Here is a 21118-nt window from a genome sequence, read left to right as displayed (position 1 = left end):
AAGATATAGTTGTTACTATATTTTTAAAGAAATGAAGACAAAGTGACAAGCTGTTTATTTTTATTTTTTCTAAAACTCGTTATTTCTGTTCCACGTAGAACATTCTTATTACGTAAGGCAATCATCATACGCCCTTCAGTATTAGGAATATCAACAAGTGTCTCTTCAACAATCTCCCACTTATTACCAAGCCAATCCAGGTCTTCTAATTCATAGAAGTTTGGACCTTTGTAGAAGATAACATTTACAGTTTTATCTGTGATAATTAATGGAAGAAGGTTTTGTATCGTTGATACTGCCTTGAATGTAATTGTACAGTCGCGATCAAAATACACGTTCTCAAATCTTTGATGATATGTCTTAACATTATCAAGACCGATGGCCTCAGCAATCTGATTAACAACCTTTGACTTCTTCCCTCTTGCTTCAAAACCAATATACTTCTTATCTGGATTTAAGCTAGCAAGTGGTAGTAAAGGAAAGCCTCCACCAAAACCAATATCGACATGGATTTTAGTATTGTCATAGATCTTCTTAAGTGAAGCTACATTTTCGATAGGTTTAACACTATCTACATATTGCTTATCAAAAAACTCTTCTGGTGTATTAATTCTTGTTAAGTTAATTCCTGCAAAAGGACCGTTGATTTGTTCTAGGTACTTCTGGCAAAACTCTGTATCTTTCATCATAAAATATTACCTGCTACATAGGCTAAGGTTGCAGGACGAATCCCTACTATTCTTTGTAATTGGCCAAAGCTTTCTGGCTTAATTTCTGTTATACGTTGGCGGCACTCAAATGAGATATTTTCACTAGCTACTAATACCGTCCAATCAATTGGTTTTTTACTCAAACGATTTATCTTTGCATTCTCTACTAGTGCACGATCAATATAACCCTCGTATTTAAGAGAGATAGCTACTGTACGGATAACATTCGGATCGAAGGCCATATTATTCTCATTCAACTCCGCTGCTAGTACATCAACTGGATTTAAATGTGCTCTTTTAGATAATTCAGCAAGTGTAATATTCGAACTAAGAGGTCCATAACCTTTTTGTGTAAAATGGTCTTTATTTTTTGGATTAGCTTTATATGTATAATTCTTAGCTATATTCCATATGATATTAAAACTTCTTTCAAATGTTTCTTGGTATTGGTCTACATCAGCATATAAGCCTAGCTGTTGACGATACTTTTTCATACGTAGAATCGTATTATCCTCTCTTACGTAGAGACGGTTTTCATTACGTGCAGTAAATAGTCTGTAAGGCTCATCTCTTTTATTCGATACAAGATCCTCTACCATAACGCCAATATATGAATCCTCACGATCTAATATAAACTTCTCTGCCCCAATAGCTGATCTAGCAGCATTAATTCCTGCAATTAATCCTTGTCCCGCAGCTTCTTCGTAACCAGAAGTACCATTTACTTGCCCAGCGAAGTAGAGACCTGGCATTTCTTTTGACTGAAGTGTTCTATCTAGGCATGTTGTATCGACAACATCATATTCTACAGCATATCCATAGATAGCAATCTCGGCATTCTCCAAACCTTCTATAGTACGGATAAAGTCTAGCTGTATCTCACGTGGAAGAGATGTAGAGATACCATTTGGATAAAACGTATCTAATTCTAGTGATTCTGGCTCAACAAAGACGTGGTGAACATCCTTATCTTCATAACGATAGGCCTTATCTTCAATAGAGGGACAATATCTAGGTCCAACACCTTTGATCTGACCATTAAAGATAGGACTTCTTTCTTTATTGTCGCGTATAATCCCTAGGGTCTTTTCATTTGTCTTAGTAAGATGGCAAGAGACCTGCTTAACAAATCTTTCGTTTAAATCATGCCCAAAGTGGAAATTTACTGCAGTAGGATCACTTTCCTGCTCCACCATCTTGGAAAAATCGATGGAATCTCTCTTAAGACGTGCAGGAGTTCCTGTTTTAAATCTAGTCTTTAGTGCAGTTACACCTACAAAGATATTCTCTAGAGAATCTGCCTTAAGGCAATCAACTCGTCCACCGTCAGACTGTTCCTCTCCCGTATGCATCTTACCTGCTAAGAAAGTACCAGTCGTAACAACGATCTTCTTTGAAAGATACTCGCCTTCAGCTGTTTTAATAACGAAAGAGTCTTGATCTTTACTTACTCTCTCTACCATCTCTCGAATAACAGTTATATTGTCATTGGCCTCAACTTCAGCTTCTGCATTCCTGGCGTATACTTCCTTGTCAATTTGTACACGAGTTGACTGTACAGCATAACCCTTGGATTCATTTAATGTACGATATTGAATTGCACTTCGATCAGCTAATTTCCCCATGATACCACCTAGAGCATCAATCTCTCTTACAACCTGACCTTTCCCCACTCCACCAACTGCTGGATTACAGGGTGCTGATGCTATACTCACACCAGGCATAGTTACGATTGCAACTTTTAAATCAAACTGAGCGGCGGCCCAAGCAGCTTCAAGTCCTGCATGTCCTCCACCGATGATGGCTACATCAAACATATTAATTCCGATTCTACACGTGTTCCACGTGGAACTTTTGCCAAGATTTGTTCTACGTGGAACAAATAGGCGCAGTTCTAATAATAAAGTTCTACGTGGAACATTTAAGCTATATTTTAAGAAAAATCAATGGTTTATATATTATTTACCTATACAGAAGTTAGTGAAGATATGTGTAAGAGTATCATCTGGACTAATGATTCCAATAAGTTCTGCGGTTTTCTTTTCTAGGATTGAAACCTCAGAGGAAATAATAGCAATATCATCTAAGTACTTGATATTATTAGAGAACTCCGTGAATTTTCCATAGATATCATTGATAACAACACGATGTCTCTCTATTGAGATTGGATCACTATTACGTAATTTTAAATACTTAGATAATATATCTTGAGTAATTAAGTCAGTTATATGAGCTGGTTCTATAGGACCATTTTTGGCTGCCCCTGTAGGACCATTGATTTCTTTTGGTTCTATAGGACCATTATTCTGAATTGCCCCCATAGGACCATTATTAATTTGTTCTGGTTCTATAGAACCACTTTTTGAATCTGGTCCGATAGGACCACTTATTTGAACTAGACTTCCCTCACCTTTTGAAGTGTCGGCACTATAGTATTTAATAGCCTTAGGAAGATTTTCTTTTAAGTTATCTAAGTTGAAAGAACCTTTAAATTCATCAAAATGTGTAAAGATTAAAGCATCAAAAAGTGTCTCTTTAATATCGTGATATTGATATTTTTCAACTTCATTAATATTCACAAGAAGGATTTTATAGAAGGCATTTTCAATTAGATTACGGCTTCTTTTAATCCCCTCTTCTTCAATAACGTCAGTGGTATTGCGAAGTCCGGCCGTATCAACTAATTTGAAAGTTTCATTACCAAGGCTGATATATTCAGAAATATAATCACGTGTGGTTCCTGCAATATCAGAAACAATTGATCGTGATTCATTTAAGAATAAATTGAATAATGAACTCTTACCGGCGTTGGGCTCACCACAAAGAACAATGTCTGGAGACATTAAACTTTTAGCATTCACACTGGCACTTCGATGAAGTGAAGTAATATGACCACTGATATCAGCAACAGCATCGTCTAATAATTTTTGAGACTGTTCCTCCCCTACGTCTTCAGCAAAGTCGATATTAATTTCAACAGCTGCTTTTAGTTTTAAAAACTTATCGTAGAGATCAGTATATTTTTGATAAAGGCTTCCATTAAGAAGTTTAAGTCCTTCATCAAGCATTAGAGAAGAAGAAGCATTTAAAAGAGCATCAAGTCCTTCGACTTGTGCAAGAGAGAGCTTCTTATTCTTTAGTGCTCGATAAGTGAATTCACCATTCTTTGCTAAACGAAACTCACCAGAGTTAATGAATGCATTCATAATACGCTTTAAATTAAGTGTATTACCGTGTGCAGCTATCTCCAGTATATTTTCACCATTGTAACTATTTGGGCCCTTAAAATACGTTATAACGACTTCGTCTAAGAAGTTTCCTTCCTGGTCATATAATTTAGTAAAGGTTGCTTTACGAACTTCAAGGTTTGATAAATCTTTTTTGAAAAATGGTCCTATAGAACCAATATGGGAAAAACCAGATAAACGGATAACCCCTATGGCCGTATTCTCATTTAGGCCAGTCGAGCAAGCGACAATAGGTAGGTCATCCGTTTCATATATCATGGTTAATTATGCTTCTGCAGTTTTATAAACGTATAGTTGTTGTGCAATTCCCAGAATGTTTGAAACTGTGAAATACAGGTTTAAACCAGCTGGAAGGTCTTTCATAATGAAAATGAAAACGATCGGCATAATGTACATAATCTTCTGTTGATTTGGGTCTGCAGAAGTTGAAGGATTAAGCTTTGTTTGCACAAGCATTGTAATCCCCATAATTGCAGGAAGAATATAGTACGGATCTTTTGCACTAAGGTCAGTTAACCAAAAATAAAATGGCGAACCAACTAGTTCAACAGAGTTTGAAATTGCTTGATAGAAGGCAATGAAAATTGGAATTTGAAGAACCATCGGAAGACATCCACCTAATGGTGAAGCACCTGATCTTTTAAATAATTCCATTGTTTCTTTTTGCTGCTTCATTGGATCGTCAGCATATTTTTCTTTAAGCTTTGCAATTTCAGGTTGTAGAACTTGCATCTTCTTCATCGATCTAAAAGACTTAGCTTGAAGAGGATAAGTTGCAAGACGAATAACAATTGTTAAAAGGATAATTGCAACACCGTAGTTTCCTACATAAGTGTAAAGCATTTGCATTGCTTTAAGAATTGGAACAGCAAAGATTCCAAAGATACCAAAATCGATTGATAGATCTAGTTGATTATCAAATCCTAAAAGGTAGTCATAATTTTTAAGAGCGTAAAGAACATAACCATTGTAATTCTTCTTACCATTTACAGTTTGGAAAAAGATCTCACCACTTTCAGTGGCCATGTAATTGATCGTTTGCTTTTCAGTAAATACGTTAAAGAAAACATGGTGATTAAAATCTAGGGCAACCCACTTTAAGCTCCCCTCACCCTTTTCATCTGATTCTAGATTATAACGATCAGTATCCATTCCCTGAACAACGTACTGACGATAAGTTCTATTATCAGATTGTTTTTCAGTAGCTGACATATTGTATGAAAGTCTAAAATCTTGAGCACCATTTAACTGGTAAGTAAGACGGCCATCATCTTCTAGTTTTAAACGAATTGAAATTTGCTTATTAAGGTCATTACCTACAACTTCATTTTCTGCTGTTTGTTCATCAAAAACAAAATTGAAATTTTGAAGATTGTTATTCGTATCAATTAACTTGAAGTTAAAAAAGTTATCTTTGTCTGAAAGCTCTTTTAAAGTCATTGATGTTTTATTACCAGCAGCTTCGCTGAAAGAAAGATCACTATTTACTGTATAGAAAAAAGAACCTGCTTTAAGAGTTACTGAAGTTAGATTAGTAGCTTTATTTGTTTGTGTAGCAATTGGCTTCGTTTCTGATGAAGAAGTTGTTGCTGTGCCTTTTGTGTTTTGAGTTTGTACTTGTTCTTGCTTAACTGGTTGTTGAACTGTTTGGTTTGAACTGAAAAGTGCTTGCCATGTAAAGACAATTACACCAGTAAGAACAAACGCTAAGACAGTGCGTTTTTGGTCATTATTCATTCTTTAATACTCCTAAAGTGTATTTTCTTAAGTGCTTAAGTATGGAGATTTTTAACACGCTATAAAGGAGTTGTTAATCTTTTATTGAATTTTTGCAAAGGCGTTCACAAGGGAATTTCGAAGATCTTCTTTAGGATTTTGTGAATTTTTAAAAAGGCGATTAGAGACAACAATCATAAAGTCCTTACCGTTATTACGATACGAACTCTTACGGAAGAATTCTCTAATAATTCTCTTACAAAGATTACGCTTATTAGCTTTACCGACTTTTTTAGTAACAGAAAAACCGACTCTGGAAACTTCAGAGTTAAGACGTGATGGCTTGTAATAAATACGAAGCCAACGATCAGTGATTACTTGAGAATTTTTTCTTAAATAAGAAAAATCTTCAGTTGATAGCAGTCTTGAACTTTTATCAAAAGTGCTATCAACTGATGTCATTATTTCTTACCGTGAGAAACTGTAAGTTGCTTACGTCCCTTAGCTCTACGAGCCTTGATAACGTTGCGACCACCAGCTGTTTCCATTCTTTTAAGGAAACCGTGTACTCTCATTCTTTTCTTTCTTTTTGGCTGCCAAGTTCTTTTAGACATCTTCAACCTACCTAACTATAACTGTTTAACTAAAAATTAATATTGTAAGGGCTAGTATTATACCATTTCGCATCACTGGTCAATGGCCCTGTACATAGTGCAGGCCAAAATAATTGATTTATTTGGCCATGCGTAAAAAACCCATTTTTTTATTGGCCTAGGATTTTGGGCCATGATACAAATTCTCCCCACAACACGTAATTAAAGAAAAATTGACGAGTAGATGCTCAAGGGAATCCAACATGCAGGGAAATTTTCCTTTTAATGAATTTTTAAAGAATTCTAACCCATCAAATAATAAAATCAACAACATAGAAGATCTTGCCAATAAGAATATTATTGAAGATCCCTTCAATATTAAGCAAAATTTAAATCAACCATCATATAATAACTCTAGCCTATCGGATGATTTCTTCAGTGCTGAAGAACTAGATATGATGAACACAGAAATTCATAACTCTTTGAAATCATTAATAAATGCACAAAAATATGCATCATTCTTCCAAGGTGATTTCTTTAGATTAATGAATATTGATGGTGAAAGAGCAATCTTTTCAACGACGACTAACTTTATTAAGTCATTTATTGAGAAGAACCTAGACCAAATTAGCCAAAGTATTGTAAATACGTTAGGTAAATCATATCAGATTGAGTTAATAGCTAATAATAACAATAACTTAGCTCAAAACAGCCTATCACAACACTTAAATAATGGTCCTATAGAACCAACTCAAAATAGGCCAAAATCGGCCAATGAAATCTCTTTTTCGTTAGATTTAGAGCCGGTTCAAGATGATCTACTCTCTCAAGTTGAATCTAAGTATATTGATCACGTAAGTGATGACTATAATAATATCGTTATTGATCGAAGCAAAACATTTAAAAACTTTGTCATCGGTCCATCTAATAATATGGCCTATGCCGCTTCTTTAGCGATTGCAAAAAGTCCTGGTAAAGCTGGTAAGTATCCATCACTTTATATTCATTCAAACTCGGGACTTGGTAAGACTCACCTCTTACATGCCATGGCCAACGGTATTCACAATCAATACCCTCACTATGTAATTTGCTTGATTACAGCACGTGACTTCATGAAGGAAATGATTGAATCGATTCGCAACAAACAACTTCCAGAATTCCGTTCTAAGTATTCTGATAAAGTTGATGTTCTTATGATTGATGATGTTCATGAACTTAAAGGTAAAGAAGGAACTCAAAGAGAATTCTTCCACATCTTTAATGAGCTCTATCAAAAAGGTAAACAGTTAATTTTCACGTCTGATAAAACACCACAAGAGATTAACGGACTAGAAGAAAGAATTAAGACTCGCCTACAATGGGGTCTAGTTGTTGATATTCAAAAGCCAGATATTGAAACAAGAGTTGCTATCATTAATGCTAAGGCCGACGATCTTGACCTATTCCTATCTGAAGATATTGTGAACCTGATTGCTTGTAATGTTAAAAACTCGATTAGAGAGCTTGAGGGTGCTCTAATTAAGCTTTCAGCCTACTCTGATATCATGAAGGTTGATATCGAATTAGAAATGGTTAAAGAGGTTCTAGGACTTAGAGACTACGAAGACGAAAAGAAAATAACGATTGAAGGAATTGCGAAGCAAACTTCACAGTACTTCAAAATTCCAGTTGCTGATCTTAAATCTAAATCACGTGTAAAAGATATTGCTAATGCTCGTTTTGTGGCCATGTACTTAAGTCGTAAGCTTGCAAGTGCAACCCATGAAGAGATTGGTCAGTTCTTTGGTGGACGTGATCACAGCTCTGTTGTTCACGCTGAACAAAAAATTTCAAAACAACTGTCTCAAGATCCAATGCTTTCTAAGACAATTATGACGATTGAAAACTCGTTATAATCCCCTATCAAACTATTGACTAGTCAACTGACTAACCAAGATATAGGCCGTGTTATTCACGGCCTTTTTTGTATGCTCAATATTGGCCGGCCATTTGGCCAGTCGGCCGTGAATAATTGAGTGGCCAGTCCCCGACTCTATCAACGAAAAATTTGTGGAATGTTGATATATTGACTAGTCATTAGGCCGACAAATTCACACCAGTATTTGACTAGTCAGTTTTGGTCCTACGAAATGGGAGTTATTCACGGCCCTAGACGGCCAATCCACGGCCAAGAAAATTAATTGTGAATTAATAAATGTAGTTATTTCAATAGCTTATATAATATTTAAAAACTTATTCACGGCCGTTAATAATATTATCGACACAATTTAAGGCCGTGGATAAAAAAGTTATCAACATGTTTGTAATTTGTGAGTAAATGACTGGCCAAAACAGGGTTTTTTAAAGAAATTTTCTTGGCCCAAAAATTATTCACAATAGGCCGTGAGCAAAAATCTAATAACATGATACTTTTGTTACAATTTTAATAATATACGAATGAATGCAAAGCATAAAAAAAAGTAGTCAACGATTGCTAACAATGGCCAAATTGAGAAGACAAGCTAATAAAAGGGGAGTTGCCACTTATGAACTTATCCACAGGATTATATATAATATATATATAAATATATATAAAAAGAAGAAGAGTTAAATGCTCTAGACACGCTTGCTAACTAATGTTTTCCATTATACAACATTACAAATAATTTTCTGATAGGATTAAAAATGAAGCTTAGGGTTGATACAGATAACTTAAGAGATGCATTAAATAAAATTTTAACTGTTATTGATAAGAAGAATTCAAGACCAATATTAACATACACGTTACTAACTGTTAGCAATGATAAAATATATCTTTCAGCAACAGATCTTGAAGTATCAGCAAAGTATTCAATTAATGCGTCAACTGAAGGAACAGCTTCATTTTGTATAAACGCTAAAAACCTATTTGATATATTAAAAGAACTTCCTAACACAGATATCAACATTGAGTTGGAAGATGGTGAAAATCTCCTAAAAATAAATTGTGAAGAAATCCATTATTCACTTTTAATTTACGAAGCAGATGAATTTCCTAAGTTACACTTTGGAAGCGAAAATACTTTCACTCTAAATTCAGATGATCTACTAAACTTAATCACTAAAACTTCATATGCTATTTCAAACGATGAAACGAGACTTCACTTTAACGGAATTTATTTTCAAGAAGTAGAAGGGAAGTTAAGAGCTGTATCAACTGATGGACATCGTCTGTCTCTAATTGAAAATGATATCTCTGAACAAAATAACGAAGCTCTTATCAATGGAATTATTATTCCTAAGAAGGGTGTAGCAGAACTTAGAAAAATCGCAGAAACTTATCCAGGTGCTAATCTGTTTATTTCTGTTGATGACTCATATTTATATGTAACAGCTAATGAACAATATCAACTTGGTATTCGTTTAATTGCTAGAGAGTACCCAAAGTATCAAGCAGTAATTCCTGCTAAGACAACTTATTCACTAACAGCTGATAAAGAAGTTATTCAAAACGCTATTAGACGCATCAAGATTATGTCTAACGAGAAGTCTAATGCTGTAAAGCTTAAGCTTACTGAGAACCATATGACGATCTCTGCAAACCATCCTTCACTTGGTGATGCAAAAGAGACAATTCCAGTTGATTACGAAGGTAAGGAAATTGAGATTGGTTTTAATGCTCGTTTCTTATTAGATTCAATTGCAATTCTAAATACAGAGAATGTTACTTTTGAATTTAATAATGAATTTTCAGCGGTAATTGTTAGATCAAATGATATCCAAAATTATCTTGGAATCATTATGCCACTTAGAATCTAGTAAATTGAAACTTGTAAAACTTCAGGTAACAAATTTTCGAAACCTAGAACCAGATATTATTTCTTTCAACGGAAATATCAATTGTATCTTAGGTGAGAACGGAAATGGAAAGACTAATATATTAGAAGCTTTACATGTTCTAGTGACAAGAAAATCATTTCGTAAAAACACTACTTTTCCACAGCTATTAAGTATTGATGGGGATAACCCTGAGATATTATTTTCATCGCTATTTGATCACGATGGAGACAATATTACCTTCAGTGGAAAGATGAATCCTCAAGGTTCAACTTGGGCCTTAAATGGTAAGAATACGAAAAAGAAGCTCGATGCAAAACTAGTCTTTATCAATCCATTTGATTCATATTCTTTTTCAAATATCCCAAGCTTTAGAAGAAAGTGGTTTGATGATCATTTATCAATGCTAAGTCGCGATTATAAGAAGGTATTAAATCAGTACAATTCTGCGCTTAGGTTTAGAAATATTCTTCTTTCAAAGAAACCTTCACAATTTCGTCAACAGTTAAATGTTATTGATCGCCAAATGGCGGACTACGCTTATGAGCTAGTGGCCATGAGAAATCAATTCGTCACTGAACTCATTCCATTTTGTGAAAATACATATCGCGATATCTTCTCAGAAGATCATTCACTAAAAATCGAAGTTGACTCTCGTTTTCATGGTTATTCACCAGAGATGATCTTTGATTATATGCAACAAAGGCTAGAAAAGGACCTAGTTGTAGGGCATACGACCTATCAAGTTCATAAAGATGACTACGTGCTTCTTTTTGATGGGATGAATGCATACGAATTTTGTTCTTTAGGCCAACAAAAAATGTCTTATTTGAGCCTCTTATTTGCCTATATAGAGCTATTTAGGTATAACTTTAATACCTATCCAATTGTACTTATCGACGACGTCTCAGGGGAACTAGACAAGGCGAGATGGGGTAGGCTGGTTAAATTTTTGGAACAACGAGAGTTCCAAGTTTTAATCACGACAGCTAATGAAAAATTTAAGGAAGAATTAGAAAAAATTAATGGCGCAAATAAGATCTATATTTCGAATGGTTCCGTTAACTAGTCTTCCAAAAAATTATATTTTTACAACAACACACTGACACAAGAAATTGGAAGAGAGGTTCCTTTTGGAAAATCAAGAAAATCAAGCAGGAAGTATTGGTAAGGTCGGACAGGAATATGGCGCAAGCCAGATTAGTGTTCTTGAAGGACTAGAGGCCGTAAGAAAAAGACCAGGTATGTATATTGGGGATACGGCCAATCGTGGTCTACATCACTGTGTATATGAAATTGTTGATAACGCAGTCGATGAAGCACTTGCGGGTTATTGTAGCGAAATTAAAGTAATTATTCACGTTGATAACTCTGTAACTGTTATCGATGACGGTCGAGGGATCCCTGTCGATATTCACCCTAAAGAAGGTGTATCTGCAGCAGAACTTGTATATACAAAGCTTCACGCTGGTGGAAAGTTTAACGAAGATGGTGGAGCTTATAAAGTTTCAGGTGGACTACACGGCGTTGGTGCCTCTGTTGTAAACGCACTATCTAAGTGGGTTAAGGTTGAAATTAAAAAGCATGGAAAAATTCACCAAGTAGAATTCAACCATGGTGTAACTAAAGAGCCACTTAAAGTTGTAGGTGAATTAGAAGATCCAAATCAAACGGGAACTTCTGTTACTTTTAAGCCGGACAATGAAATTTTTGAAGTACACGAATTCAATTACGATACTCTAACAAATCGTTTTAGAGAGATGGCCTTCCTTAACAGAGGTCTTAAGATCGTTGTTAAAGATGAGAGAACTGATAAGAATGAAACTTTCCACTATGAGGGTGGTCTTATTCAATTCGTTGAGTACCTAAACAGAGCAAAGACTGTTGTTCATAAAGATCCAATTTATATTGCAGAATCAAGAGAAGATTACGAAGTTGAAATTTCAATGCAATGGACTGATTCATACTCAGAAGTTCTTTCTGGTTATGCTAACGCGATTACAACTCCAGGTGGTGGGACTCACATCTCTGGTTTTAAAACAGCTCTTACTCGTGTTCTAAATGCATATGCAAAAGAAAATAACCTGCTTAAAGGAATTAAAGCGAATTTAACAGGTGATGATATGAGAGAGGGGTTAACAGCAATTATCTCTGTTAAGCTTCCAGAGCTTCAATTTGAAGGTCAAACAAAAGACAAACTAGGTAACTCTGAAGTTGAAGGTATCGTAAACTCTCTAGTTGGTGATGCTCTTAGAAGATACTTAGAGGAAAACCCGTCGACAGCAAAAACGATTATTAGAAAATCAGTTGATGCTGCTGCCGCTCGTGAAGCTGCAAGACGTGCTCGTGAATTAACAAGAAGAAAGTCTGTTCTTGATATGGGTGGTCTGCCAGGTAAGATGGCCGATTGTCAGGAAAAAGATCCAGCACTTTCAGAAATTTATATCGTTGAGGGTGACTCTGCCGGTGGTTCTGCAAAGCAGGGACGTGATCGTAAGTATCAAGCCGTTCTTCCACTTAAAGGGAAGATTCTAAACGTTGAAAAAGCACGTTATGACAAAATGCTTGGTAACGCCGAAATTAAAATGATCGTTCAAGCAATGGGTACTGGGATTGGAAAAGGTAATTTTGACATCTCAAAACTTCGTTACCACAAGCTAGTTATCATGACAGATGCCGACGTCGATGGTTCTCACATTAGAACTCTTATTCTAACTCTACTTTACCGTCAGTTTCCTGAGCTGATTGAGCAAGGTTATGTTTATATCGCACAACCGCCTTTATATAAGTACAAGAAAGGTAAGAAAGAGATTTATCTTAAAGATGAAAAAGCTCTTGAGACTTTCTTAGTTGCAAATGCAATTGAAGGTACTTCTATTAATTTCGATGGTGAAATGATTGATGAAGAAGTTGCTAAGGGCCTAATCAATAAGTTTACTCAATATGATAAAACTCTTAAGTCATATGATATTCACTTCGATACATTCTTATTAAGACATCTAATTGAAGAAATTGGTATCACAGCAGCTGATCTTAAAGATCGCTCAAAGCTTGAAGCAATCGTTAATAAACTTGATGAACACTTCAAAACTCAAGAATCTGAAACGTTAAGAAATTACACATTCTCAATTGAAGAAGATAAAGAGCATGAGTCACATTTACTTCGTATCAATGTTAAGACAACAGCGAGAACGAAGAAGTTTAAATTAAGTTCATACTTCCTAGAGTCTTCTGAATATGCAGATCTAATGAACCTATATGATGGAATCCAAAAATTTAAAATTGGAAAATTTATCGTTAAAGGTGAAAAGGGTGAAGCTAAGGAATTTGAATCACTAAGAGCATTTGCTTCTTATATTATCGACGATGCTAAACAAGGCGCGTACATCCAACGTTATAAGGGTCTTGGAGAAATGAACCCTGAACAACTTTGGGAAACAACAATGAATCCTGAAAATAGAACACTTCTTCAAGTTAAAATCGAAGATACGATTGAAGCGGATTCAGTATTCTCTGTTCTTATGGGTGATCAAGTAGAACCAAGAAGACAGTTTGTTGAAGAAAACGCACTTAATGTTAGAAATCTGGACGTATAGGACTAAGTTATGACTGATGAAACAAATATCACAAATGAAAATGATAACGGAGATGGTGGAAGCCATAACCACGGAAATATTCAACAAATCGGTATTCGCGATGAGATGAAAAATTGTTACCTCGATTACGCAATGTCTGTAATCGTTGGTCGTGCTCTTCCAGATGTACGTGACGGGATGAAACCAGTTCACCGTCGTTGTCTGTATGCAATGCACTCACTAGGTAACTACCACAATAAACCATTCCTTAAGTCTGCCCGTGTTGTTGGTGACGTTATTGGTAAGTATCACCCACACGGTGACTCTGCGGTTTATAATACAATCGTACGTATGGCCCAAGATTTCTCTATGAGATATCCAATGGTTCAAGGTCAAGGGAACTTCGGTTCAATTGACGGTGATAATGCTGCGGCCATGAGGTATACAGAGATCAGAATGCAAAAGCTTTCTGAAGAGATGCTAAAAGACTTAGATAAAGAAACAGTTGATTGGCAACCAAACTACGATGACTCTCTTAAAGAGCCAACAGTTCTTCCAACTAAGATTCCTAATCTTCTAGTTAACGGATCTGCTGGTATTGCCGTAGGTATGGCAACAAATATTCCTCCACATAACTTAACTGAAGTTATGACGGCATTGACTGAACTTGTTGATAATCGTGAAATGTCGATTGAAGACATTATGAAAATTATCCCTGGTCCAGACTTTCCAACTGCAGGGACAATTCACGGAACTGAAGGGATTCGCTCTGCTTACAAAACAGGTAAGGGTGTTGTTCAGATGCGTGCAAAAATGGATGTGGAAATCCATGGTAAGAAACAAGATCGTGAAAGAATTGTTATTACTGAACTTCCATACCAAGTTAACAAAGCTAAGCTAATTGAAAAGATTGCAGACCTTGTAAACTCAAAATCACTTGTTGGAATTTCAGATCTACGTGATGAGTCTTCTCGAGAGGGGATTCGTGTTGTTATCGACCTTAAAAAAGGTGAGATCGCAACAGTAGTAATGAATAAGCTATATAAGCAAACAGCACTACAATCATCATTTGGTATTATCTTCTTATCAATTGTTAACTCTTCTCCAAAAGTTCTTAATATTAAAGAACAACTTGAGTGTTTCATTGATCACAGAAGAGAGATCATTATTCGTCGTACAGTATACGAACTTAAGAAAGCACGTGAGCGTGCGCATATCTTAGAAGGTTTAAAAGTAGCTGTTGAAAATATCGATGAAGTTGTTGAGATGATCAAAAAGTCTGACGGGCCTCAAGATGCTCGTGAGAAATTAATGTCTACATTTAAGCTAAGTGAAATCCAAGCACAAGCTATTCTAGATATGAGACTTCAACGTCTAACTGGTCTAGAAAGAGATAAGATTATTGCTGATTACGAAGCAATTATGAAAGAGATCTCACGCTTAGAAGGAATCCTTGGTTCTGAAGATAAGATTAAAGCAATCATCAAAGAAGAATTTACTGAAGTGATTGAGAAATATGGTGACGAGAGAAGAACTGAAATCGTTGCTAAAGCTGACGAAATTCAAATCGAAGACCTTGTTGCAAGTGAAGAAATGATTGTAACAATCACTCACAAGGGTTATGTGAAGCGTATGCCTCTTGATACTTACAAAGCGCAAAAGCGTGGTGGTAAGGGTGTTAAGGGTGCTGCTAACGAAGACGACTTCTTCACAAATATCTTTACGGCAAATACTCACGATAAGCTTCTATTCTTTACAAGCCGTGGGCAAGTATTCTCGAAGAAAGTTTACGAAATTCCTGAAGGAACAAGAACTTCTAAGGGACGTAATATTGCAAACCTTATTCAAATCCCAAGTGGTGATCGTGTAACAGAAATTATCTGTGTACCACATGATATGGATCTTAATGAGAAGTACTTAATCTTTGCAACTAACAAAGGTCTAGTGAAGAAGACAGCTCTTGAAGAGTACTCAAATGTTAAACAATCGGGTCTAATTGCAATTAAACTTCAAGATGGTGATCATATTGTAAATGTTAGAATCAACGATGGATCAAAAGATATCCTTCTATGTTCTTCAGCTGGTAAGATCATCCGTTTTGACACTAATGATGCAAGACCTATGGGCCGTGTTTCTCAAGGTGTAAAAGGGATCAATATTAATCCAGAAGAAGAAAAAATCATCGGTATGGAATTAATTGACGATAATATGGAAATTCTATCTGTAACTTCTCAAGGTTACGGTAAGAGAACTGAATCTTCTCAATACCGTAAGCAGACTCGAGGTGGGAAAGGTATTCTTGCAATGAGATTAACTGAGAAGAACGGTGAAATTGTTCAAATTAAACCAGTAACAGATAAAGATGATCTCATGATCATTACTGACCGCGGCCAAGTTGTTCGTACGAAAGTAAGTGGTGTCTCTCTAATGGGACGCGCGACTCAAGGTGTACGTCTAATTAAGCCTAAAGAAGGTGAGAAGGTTGTTTCAATTGCAAAAATTATTGAAGCAGATGACGAAGATGGATCAACTTCTGAAGAATAAATTCATAAGGGCCAGTTTTTTACTGGCCCTCGTTTTACTTACGTCTTGTGATTTCACACCAAGAATTCACAAAGACATCCTCATTGCGCAAAATCACATCTCAAATCAAGAGTACGCCCAAGCGGTAAAGCAGTACCACAAGATCTTAGAGATGGCGCCAAATGACGAAATCAAAATCAAGATCAATTATCAGATCGCAGAACTCTATGCCGTCTCTCTTGGCCAGTATAAACGTGGAATTTATTTCTATGAGAAAATTCCTAAACTTACGACTGACCCAGTTTGGCTGGTAAAAACTCAAGAGCGTATTGGTGAGATCGCTTTTCTCTATATCAATGATTATGCAAAGGCCGCTGAGGTTTATAATAAGCTTTCTGCATTTAGGCCTAAGCTTTCTAATCACGACCTCTACGAATTTCGCCTGGCCCGTTCATATATCAAATTAAAGCAATATGATAAGGCCACTGAGCACTTAGTTTCTATGCACAATAATGGAAACCACAAGTACTTTGTTGATAGCTTCTTCCAATCTGGAATCATGTACTTTGAGTCACAAGATTGGAACCGCGCTGTTCAATACTTTCGCGAGTATATCAAGCGTGAAGATCGCCGCGACCTAAAAGTCCGCGCCATTTTTCTCATGGCCAATTGCTATGAAACACTTGAACGCCTTCAAACTGCCTATGACCTCTACTATTCAATCCTAGGTGAGTACCCAAATAATAAAGTTATCCAAGACCGCCTTAACTCAGTTTATGAACGTCGTGTAGCGAGAAAGAGGTAGCTATGGCCCTATATGACCCGAAATGGATTAAGCCCATGGCACTTGCCATGTCTCTGCCTTCAACGGCCCTCGTTGTTGCCTGGGGACTTTGGGAACTCGTTAAAAAAGATATCATCACACAAGGCTGGGCCGTGGGAATTTTTCTGGCGGTAATTGGGAATATTTTGATATCGATGGTTGTGTATGCGCTTAAAAAGAAATAAAAACGCCGATACTTAAGAACATACCGGCGTATATTATGTAATTTACGTCTTTTCTCTGTTTACAAACATCATTCCAAATAATGTGAATATTATTGAACAAACTGCTCCCATATAGAAAGGAGTGTCTGTCATACATATTGCTAAGAATGTAACAAGGCCGGGCAGTGAAAATAAGTAGATATCGCGATAACCAATTAGGTAAGTAAAAAGCCACGAACCAAAAAATAGTAAGAATGCAACTCCGCCAAAAGTACCAGCTAAAGCAAATGCATCTAGATACTGGTTATGTGAGTGGTAATGACACCATCTAGGTTTTAGATCATATTCGTCTTGGATAACTTTACAAGGCTCATGGTAATTTTGAAAACCATACCCTATGATTGGTTTTTTAGAATACATAATAGCAGCTGTTTTAAACATAACAATTCTAGCATTATCACTAGTTGCATTTGGTCTGAAACGATAGAATGATATCCCCGAATTACCAAAGATAAGATAAGCAACAGCTGAGGCAAGTAACAAGCCTGCTAAAAAAAGTGATATAAAAGTTTTTTTATTAGTGTAATAAAAAATAAACGGAAGGCCCGCAAATAAAGCAAGAATAGCACCGCGAGTATATGTGAAATATAATCCAATTAAGTTTAATATCAAACTGATAAGAACTAATTTAAAACTTACATACTTTTTAAATTTTTTATAATGTACAAGAAGTGCCGCTGAGATTGCACAGATTATTGCATTCGTATATGAGTAGTACATAATTCCAAGAAATGCTCCCTTATTCCTTGGGTAATCATCAAATTTAAGCTTTAAAATATTATAATCAAAGATAACTGTTATTACTCCAACGACCGAACTTAAGGCGCTAAGAGTTAAAAGCCAAAAAATAATTCTTTTAATCCAAGTATCAGATAATTTAGGACCAAACTGATAATAAGCAGCAACAAATAACAGGGGTGGCAGATAATATTTAAGCTTATTGTAATTACCTGCTTCATTGAAAAGCAATGATGCAATGAAAATTAAAATCAATAACACTAAGAAAATGAGTTTCTTATCTTTAAAAACATTAATAAAAGATTCTTTAGAAGTATTGAATGCGAGAACTACAAATAAAAGCATACCAACAGAAACAAAAGCTTTATGAAAAATAGTCATTACTAAGTAAAAGAAAATGGCCCAAGCAAACAAATTGAGCTTTCTTGATTCAGTCATAGTTATCCCTGTCAAAAGTATTTGAAATCAACGCAAATTATAGTAACAATGCATCCATGTTTAAAGAACTTCTTAATAAAATTGATTTTATACGCTTCTTCTTATTGTCACTCCCTATGGCGCTTGCGTGTCTATATTTATTGACTCCAGGTAAGGAATGGATAGCGTTCGCAGTATGTTATGCTGCCACTGTAATTTATTTATTGATGTTTTGGATGGCCGTGGATGAGCTAATAAGACCACATCGCGTCGATGGCTACAAGGCCAATGGAAAATATCTATCATTTTTATTTATTGGAAAGCTTGTTATTTTAATCGGCGCCTTATTATTTGGTGTACAAATACTTCAAAGTAAGATAATTATACCGGTAATAAATTATTTCTTAAATATATTTGTGCTGGGTGTCAGCATCAAAAAGGACTAATAATGAAAAAAATAGCCCTTCTTTTAACTACTTTATTAGCAACAAATGCACAGGCAGCAGGTGGTTTCCTTTGGTTAGGAGAAATTTCACATGCTCTTCACTTAGGTTATGTGGATCACATCTTCACTAAGTCTTTCGTTGCTATCATCATTTTACTTGTAGCACTTCTTTATAGAATGCGTGTTTCTAAAATGACTCTAGATGAGACTGTAGTACCAGATAGAGGAATTTCTTTAAGAAACATCGTTGAGATGTATGGATCATTTATCTACACTCAATGTCGTGCAGTTCTTGGTGAAGACGATGCACCAAAATACTTCAAGTTCATTTCGTTCCTATTTATTACAATTTTCTTAGCGAACGTAATTGGTCTTGTTCCAGGTTTCTTACCTCCAACTGAATACATCAACACAACTCTTGCTCTTGGTGTACTTTCATTTGTTTACTACAACATCAAAGGTTGTAAAGAACTTGGTACAATGAACTACCTTGCACACTTTGCAGGTCCACTTTGGTACATGGCAATCTTAATTTTCCCAATTGAGATTCTTTCAAACTTTATTCGTCCACTATCTCTAGCATTACGTCTTAGAGGTAACATGATGGGTGACCACCACGTACTTACAACATTCCTTAACCTTGAAATTCTTGGTGTGAATGTTGGTATGTTTGGTGCTGCAATTCCATTCTACTTACTTGGACTTCTAGTTTGTTTTATCCAAGCTTACGTATTTACAATGTTATCAATGGTTTATATTAGTCTTGCAACTGCTCACCACGATCATGATGAGCACCACGCACACTAATTAAAACTTAAACTTAATAATTTAACTGTTACTTGATCAAAGTAACTAACGTTTTAGGAGACTATTATGGAAAACACTCAAGCAATTAAGTACATCGCGTATTTCTTAGCAATGGCTATCGCTGCATACGGTGGTACTGCTGCACAATCAAGAGCTGCATCTGTTGCTCTAGAAGGTATCGCAAGAAACCCATCTGCTGCTGACAAGATTCAAACTCCAATGATCCTTGGTCTAGCACTTATGGAATCACTTGTAATTTTCGTACTTATCTCAGTATTCCTTGCTGGTTAATTCGAAAATCTAAAATTGATTTTTAAAGGAAGGCAGTCTTAGGACTGCCTTTTTTTATATCTAATTTTTAAATTGTAACATTAAGATACTTTCTTCCCATTCGATTAAAAGCGATCAAATTAAAGAAAGTGAATAGGAAGATAAACATCGTCGGTATTACAATTTTTCCTGTAACCCTATGAAGTGTGATGGCCACGATAATACAGATACAGTTTATAGTGAATAACACTAGTGAAGCTTGTATATGTGTAAGTCCACGTTTCAGAAGTATGTGATGTAAGTGATTTTGATCAGGTGTAAAAGGACTGTGCCCACTTAGTATTCTTAGAAACATTACTCTTAGGGTATCGAGTAGAGGAACAAAGACAACTGCTACAGCTATTGAAGGTGCTGATCTGAATTGAAAAACTAAATCAGTAGATTTGTGATTTAAATTTATAAATCTTATAAGAAGATAGGATATAGTCAGGCCTATTAGGAGTGAGCCTGTGTCTCCCATAAATATTTTTGCAGGAGTTTTGTTAAATTTTAGGAAAGCCAGTAAAGATCCTATAAGTGAGAGAGTGACGCCAAGTTCAACTTGAAAACCATTAATACCAAACCATGTTGCTAAGAATAAACATGCTGATATGGAAATAAGTCCTGCTAACCAATTAATTCCATCAATTAGATTAAAAGCATTTATAAGGCCAACAAACGTTAAAGTCGTAATTATATTAGAGCTAACTTCATTTAGTTCACCAATACCAAGAACATTGTAGAAATTATCTATTTTTACACCTGAATAAAAAAAGATAATTTGTGCGCATATAACTTGTACTAATAGTTTCTTTTTTGCAGAAAGTACAAAGATGTCATCTTTAAGCCCAAGAAAGAAAATAATAAATTGAGTGGCCAGTAAGTATTGAATTGTTCCAAATTCAGCATTTGGTGTTAGTAATAGAGATGAAAAACATATTCCCATAAATAGAGCAATTCCGCCTAGTGATGGAATTGGTGTTTCATGACATGTTCTATGATTTTTCTCTGCATACAGTCTCGTAAATTCTGCAAACTTAATAAGAATTGGAATTGTTGCATATGTAATGATAAATGCAGAAAATAGATAGAGGAGTACTTTAAAAATCATAATATTATTTACTTTTACATTCTAAATAGAATATTTAAATCTCTTAATTTAGTTATTATTATTAAACATTTTTCTGCTATAATC

General features: G+C 35.4%; 18 protein-coding genes. 10 read left to right on the top strand and 8 right to left on the bottom strand.

The features are described from left to right. Positions 1 to 23 precede the first annotated feature (23 nt). The 6 genes from ACRXC1_RS15960 to rpmH all read right to left on the bottom strand — a co-directional run bounded on the left by ACRXC1_RS15960 (position 24) and on the right by rpmH (position 6288). Positions 24 to 689 (bottom strand): 16S rRNA (guanine(527)-N(7))-methyltransferase RsmG, encoded by a 666-nt coding sequence (locus ACRXC1_RS15960; protein WP_392910764.1) that lies wholly within the window; start codon positions 687 to 689, stop codon positions 24 to 26. Then, positions 686 to 2527 (bottom strand): tRNA uridine-5-carboxymethylaminomethyl(34) synthesis enzyme MnmG, encoded by a 1842-nt coding sequence (mnmG, locus tag ACRXC1_RS15955; protein ID WP_393098993.1) that lies wholly within the window; start codon positions 2525 to 2527, stop codon positions 686 to 688. The genes ACRXC1_RS15960 and mnmG overlap by 4 nt, the downstream gene beginning before the upstream one ends. A gap of 141 nt (positions 2528 to 2668) precedes the next feature. Further along, positions 2669 to 4216, bottom strand: a complete 1548-nt coding sequence (locus ACRXC1_RS15950) for a tRNA modification GTPase (RefSeq protein WP_433660295.1) — start codon at positions 4214 to 4216, stop codon at positions 2669 to 2671. A gap of 6 nt (positions 4217 to 4222) precedes the next feature. Further along, complete coding sequence (gene yidC / locus ACRXC1_RS15945) at positions 4223 to 5695, bottom strand: membrane protein insertase YidC (RefSeq protein ID WP_433660293.1); 1473 nt, start codon at positions 5693 to 5695, stop codon at positions 4223 to 4225. Positions 5696 to 5776: 81 nt separating this feature from the next. Continuing rightward, a complete protein-coding gene (gene rnpA / locus ACRXC1_RS15940; RefSeq protein ID WP_393098986.1) occupies positions 5777 to 6136 on the bottom strand; it encodes a ribonuclease P protein component in 360 nt (119 codons plus the stop codon). Continuing rightward, complete coding sequence (gene rpmH / locus ACRXC1_RS15935) at positions 6136 to 6288, bottom strand: 50S ribosomal protein L34 (protein WP_103218603.1); 153 nt, start codon at positions 6286 to 6288, stop codon at positions 6136 to 6138. Before rpmH ends, rnpA begins: the two co-directional genes overlap by 1 nt. 242 nt (positions 6289 to 6530) lie before the next feature. On the opposite strand from rpmH, the gene dnaA reads away from it, so the two are divergent. The 7 genes from dnaA to ACRXC1_RS15900 all read left to right on the top strand — a co-directional run bounded on the left by dnaA (position 6531) and on the right by ACRXC1_RS15900 (position 17168). Further along, positions 6531 to 8162: a chromosomal replication initiator protein DnaA gene (gene dnaA / locus ACRXC1_RS15930; protein ID WP_433660290.1), complete on the top strand. Its 1632-nt coding sequence runs from the start codon at positions 6531 to 6533 to the stop codon at positions 8160 to 8162. Between the two features lie 769 nt (positions 8163 to 8931). Continuing rightward, positions 8932 to 10044, top strand: a complete 1113-nt coding sequence (gene dnaN, locus ACRXC1_RS15925) for a DNA polymerase III subunit beta (RefSeq protein WP_433660288.1) — start codon at positions 8932 to 8934, stop codon at positions 10042 to 10044. A 4-nt stretch (positions 10045 to 10048) separates the two neighbouring features. After that, entirely contained in the window at positions 10049 to 11131 is a 1083-nt protein-coding gene (gene recF, locus ACRXC1_RS15920) for a DNA replication/repair protein RecF (protein ID WP_433660286.1), read from the top strand. A 64-nt stretch (positions 11132 to 11195) separates the two neighbouring features. After that, positions 11196 to 13658: a DNA topoisomerase (ATP-hydrolyzing) subunit B gene (gene gyrB, locus ACRXC1_RS15915; RefSeq protein ID WP_393098978.1), complete on the top strand. Its 2463-nt coding sequence runs from the start codon at positions 11196 to 11198 to the stop codon at positions 13656 to 13658. A 9-nt stretch (positions 13659 to 13667) separates the two neighbouring features. Then, positions 13668 to 16181, top strand: a complete 2514-nt coding sequence (gene gyrA / locus ACRXC1_RS15910; RefSeq protein ID WP_433660284.1) for a DNA gyrase subunit A — start codon at positions 13668 to 13670, stop codon at positions 16179 to 16181. Then, on the top strand, positions 16129 to 16965 hold the full coding sequence (locus tag ACRXC1_RS15905) for a tetratricopeptide repeat protein (RefSeq protein ID WP_433660282.1): 837 nt from the start codon (positions 16129 to 16131) through the stop codon (positions 16963 to 16965). Before gyrA ends, ACRXC1_RS15905 begins: the two co-directional genes overlap by 53 nt. Positions 16966 to 16967: 2 nt before the next feature. Beyond that, the gene (locus tag ACRXC1_RS15900; RefSeq protein ID WP_433660280.1) at positions 16968 to 17168 is read left to right on the top strand and encodes a hypothetical protein; all 201 of its coding nucleotides are present in this window, start codon (positions 16968 to 16970) and stop codon (positions 17166 to 17168) included. A 42-nt stretch (positions 17169 to 17210) separates the two neighbouring features. Here ACRXC1_RS15900 and ACRXC1_RS15895 read toward each other — a convergent pair whose 3' ends face one another. Continuing rightward, on the bottom strand, positions 17211 to 18383 hold the full coding sequence (locus ACRXC1_RS15895; protein ID WP_433660278.1) for an O-antigen ligase family protein: 1173 nt from the start codon (positions 18381 to 18383) through the stop codon (positions 17211 to 17213). A gap of 56 nt (positions 18384 to 18439) precedes the next feature. On the opposite strand from ACRXC1_RS15895, the gene ACRXC1_RS15890 reads away from it, so the two are divergent. The 3 genes from ACRXC1_RS15890 to ACRXC1_RS15880 all read left to right on the top strand — a co-directional run bounded on the left by ACRXC1_RS15890 (position 18440) and on the right by ACRXC1_RS15880 (position 19905). Beyond that, positions 18440 to 18808 (top strand): hypothetical protein, encoded by a 369-nt coding sequence (locus ACRXC1_RS15890; RefSeq protein WP_433660276.1) that lies wholly within the window; start codon positions 18440 to 18442, stop codon positions 18806 to 18808. Positions 18809 to 18810: 2 nt separating this feature from the next. Continuing rightward, positions 18811 to 19614: a F0F1 ATP synthase subunit A gene (gene atpB / locus ACRXC1_RS15885; RefSeq protein ID WP_433660274.1), complete on the top strand. Its 804-nt coding sequence runs from the start codon at positions 18811 to 18813 to the stop codon at positions 19612 to 19614. Between the two features lie 66 nt (positions 19615 to 19680). Further along, on the top strand, positions 19681 to 19905 hold the full coding sequence (locus ACRXC1_RS15880; protein ID WP_021267602.1) for an ATP synthase F0 subunit C: 225 nt from the start codon (positions 19681 to 19683) through the stop codon (positions 19903 to 19905). Positions 19906 to 19972: 67 nt separating this feature from the next. Here the strand turns inward: ACRXC1_RS15880 and ACRXC1_RS15875 are convergent, their stop codons facing one another. After that, positions 19973 to 21034: an MraY family glycosyltransferase gene (locus ACRXC1_RS15875; RefSeq protein WP_433660271.1), complete on the bottom strand. Its 1062-nt coding sequence runs from the start codon at positions 21032 to 21034 to the stop codon at positions 19973 to 19975. Between the last annotated feature and the right edge of the window lie 84 nt (positions 21035 to 21118).

The organism is Halobacteriovorax sp. GFR8 (assembly GCF_050955245.1).
Taxonomy (GTDB): Bacteria; Bdellovibrionota; Bacteriovoracia; order Bacteriovoracales; family Bacteriovoracaceae; genus Halobacteriovorax_A.
The sequence above is the reverse complement of the archived record's forward strand: the minus strand, read 5'-3'. Positions and strand labels throughout refer to the sequence as shown.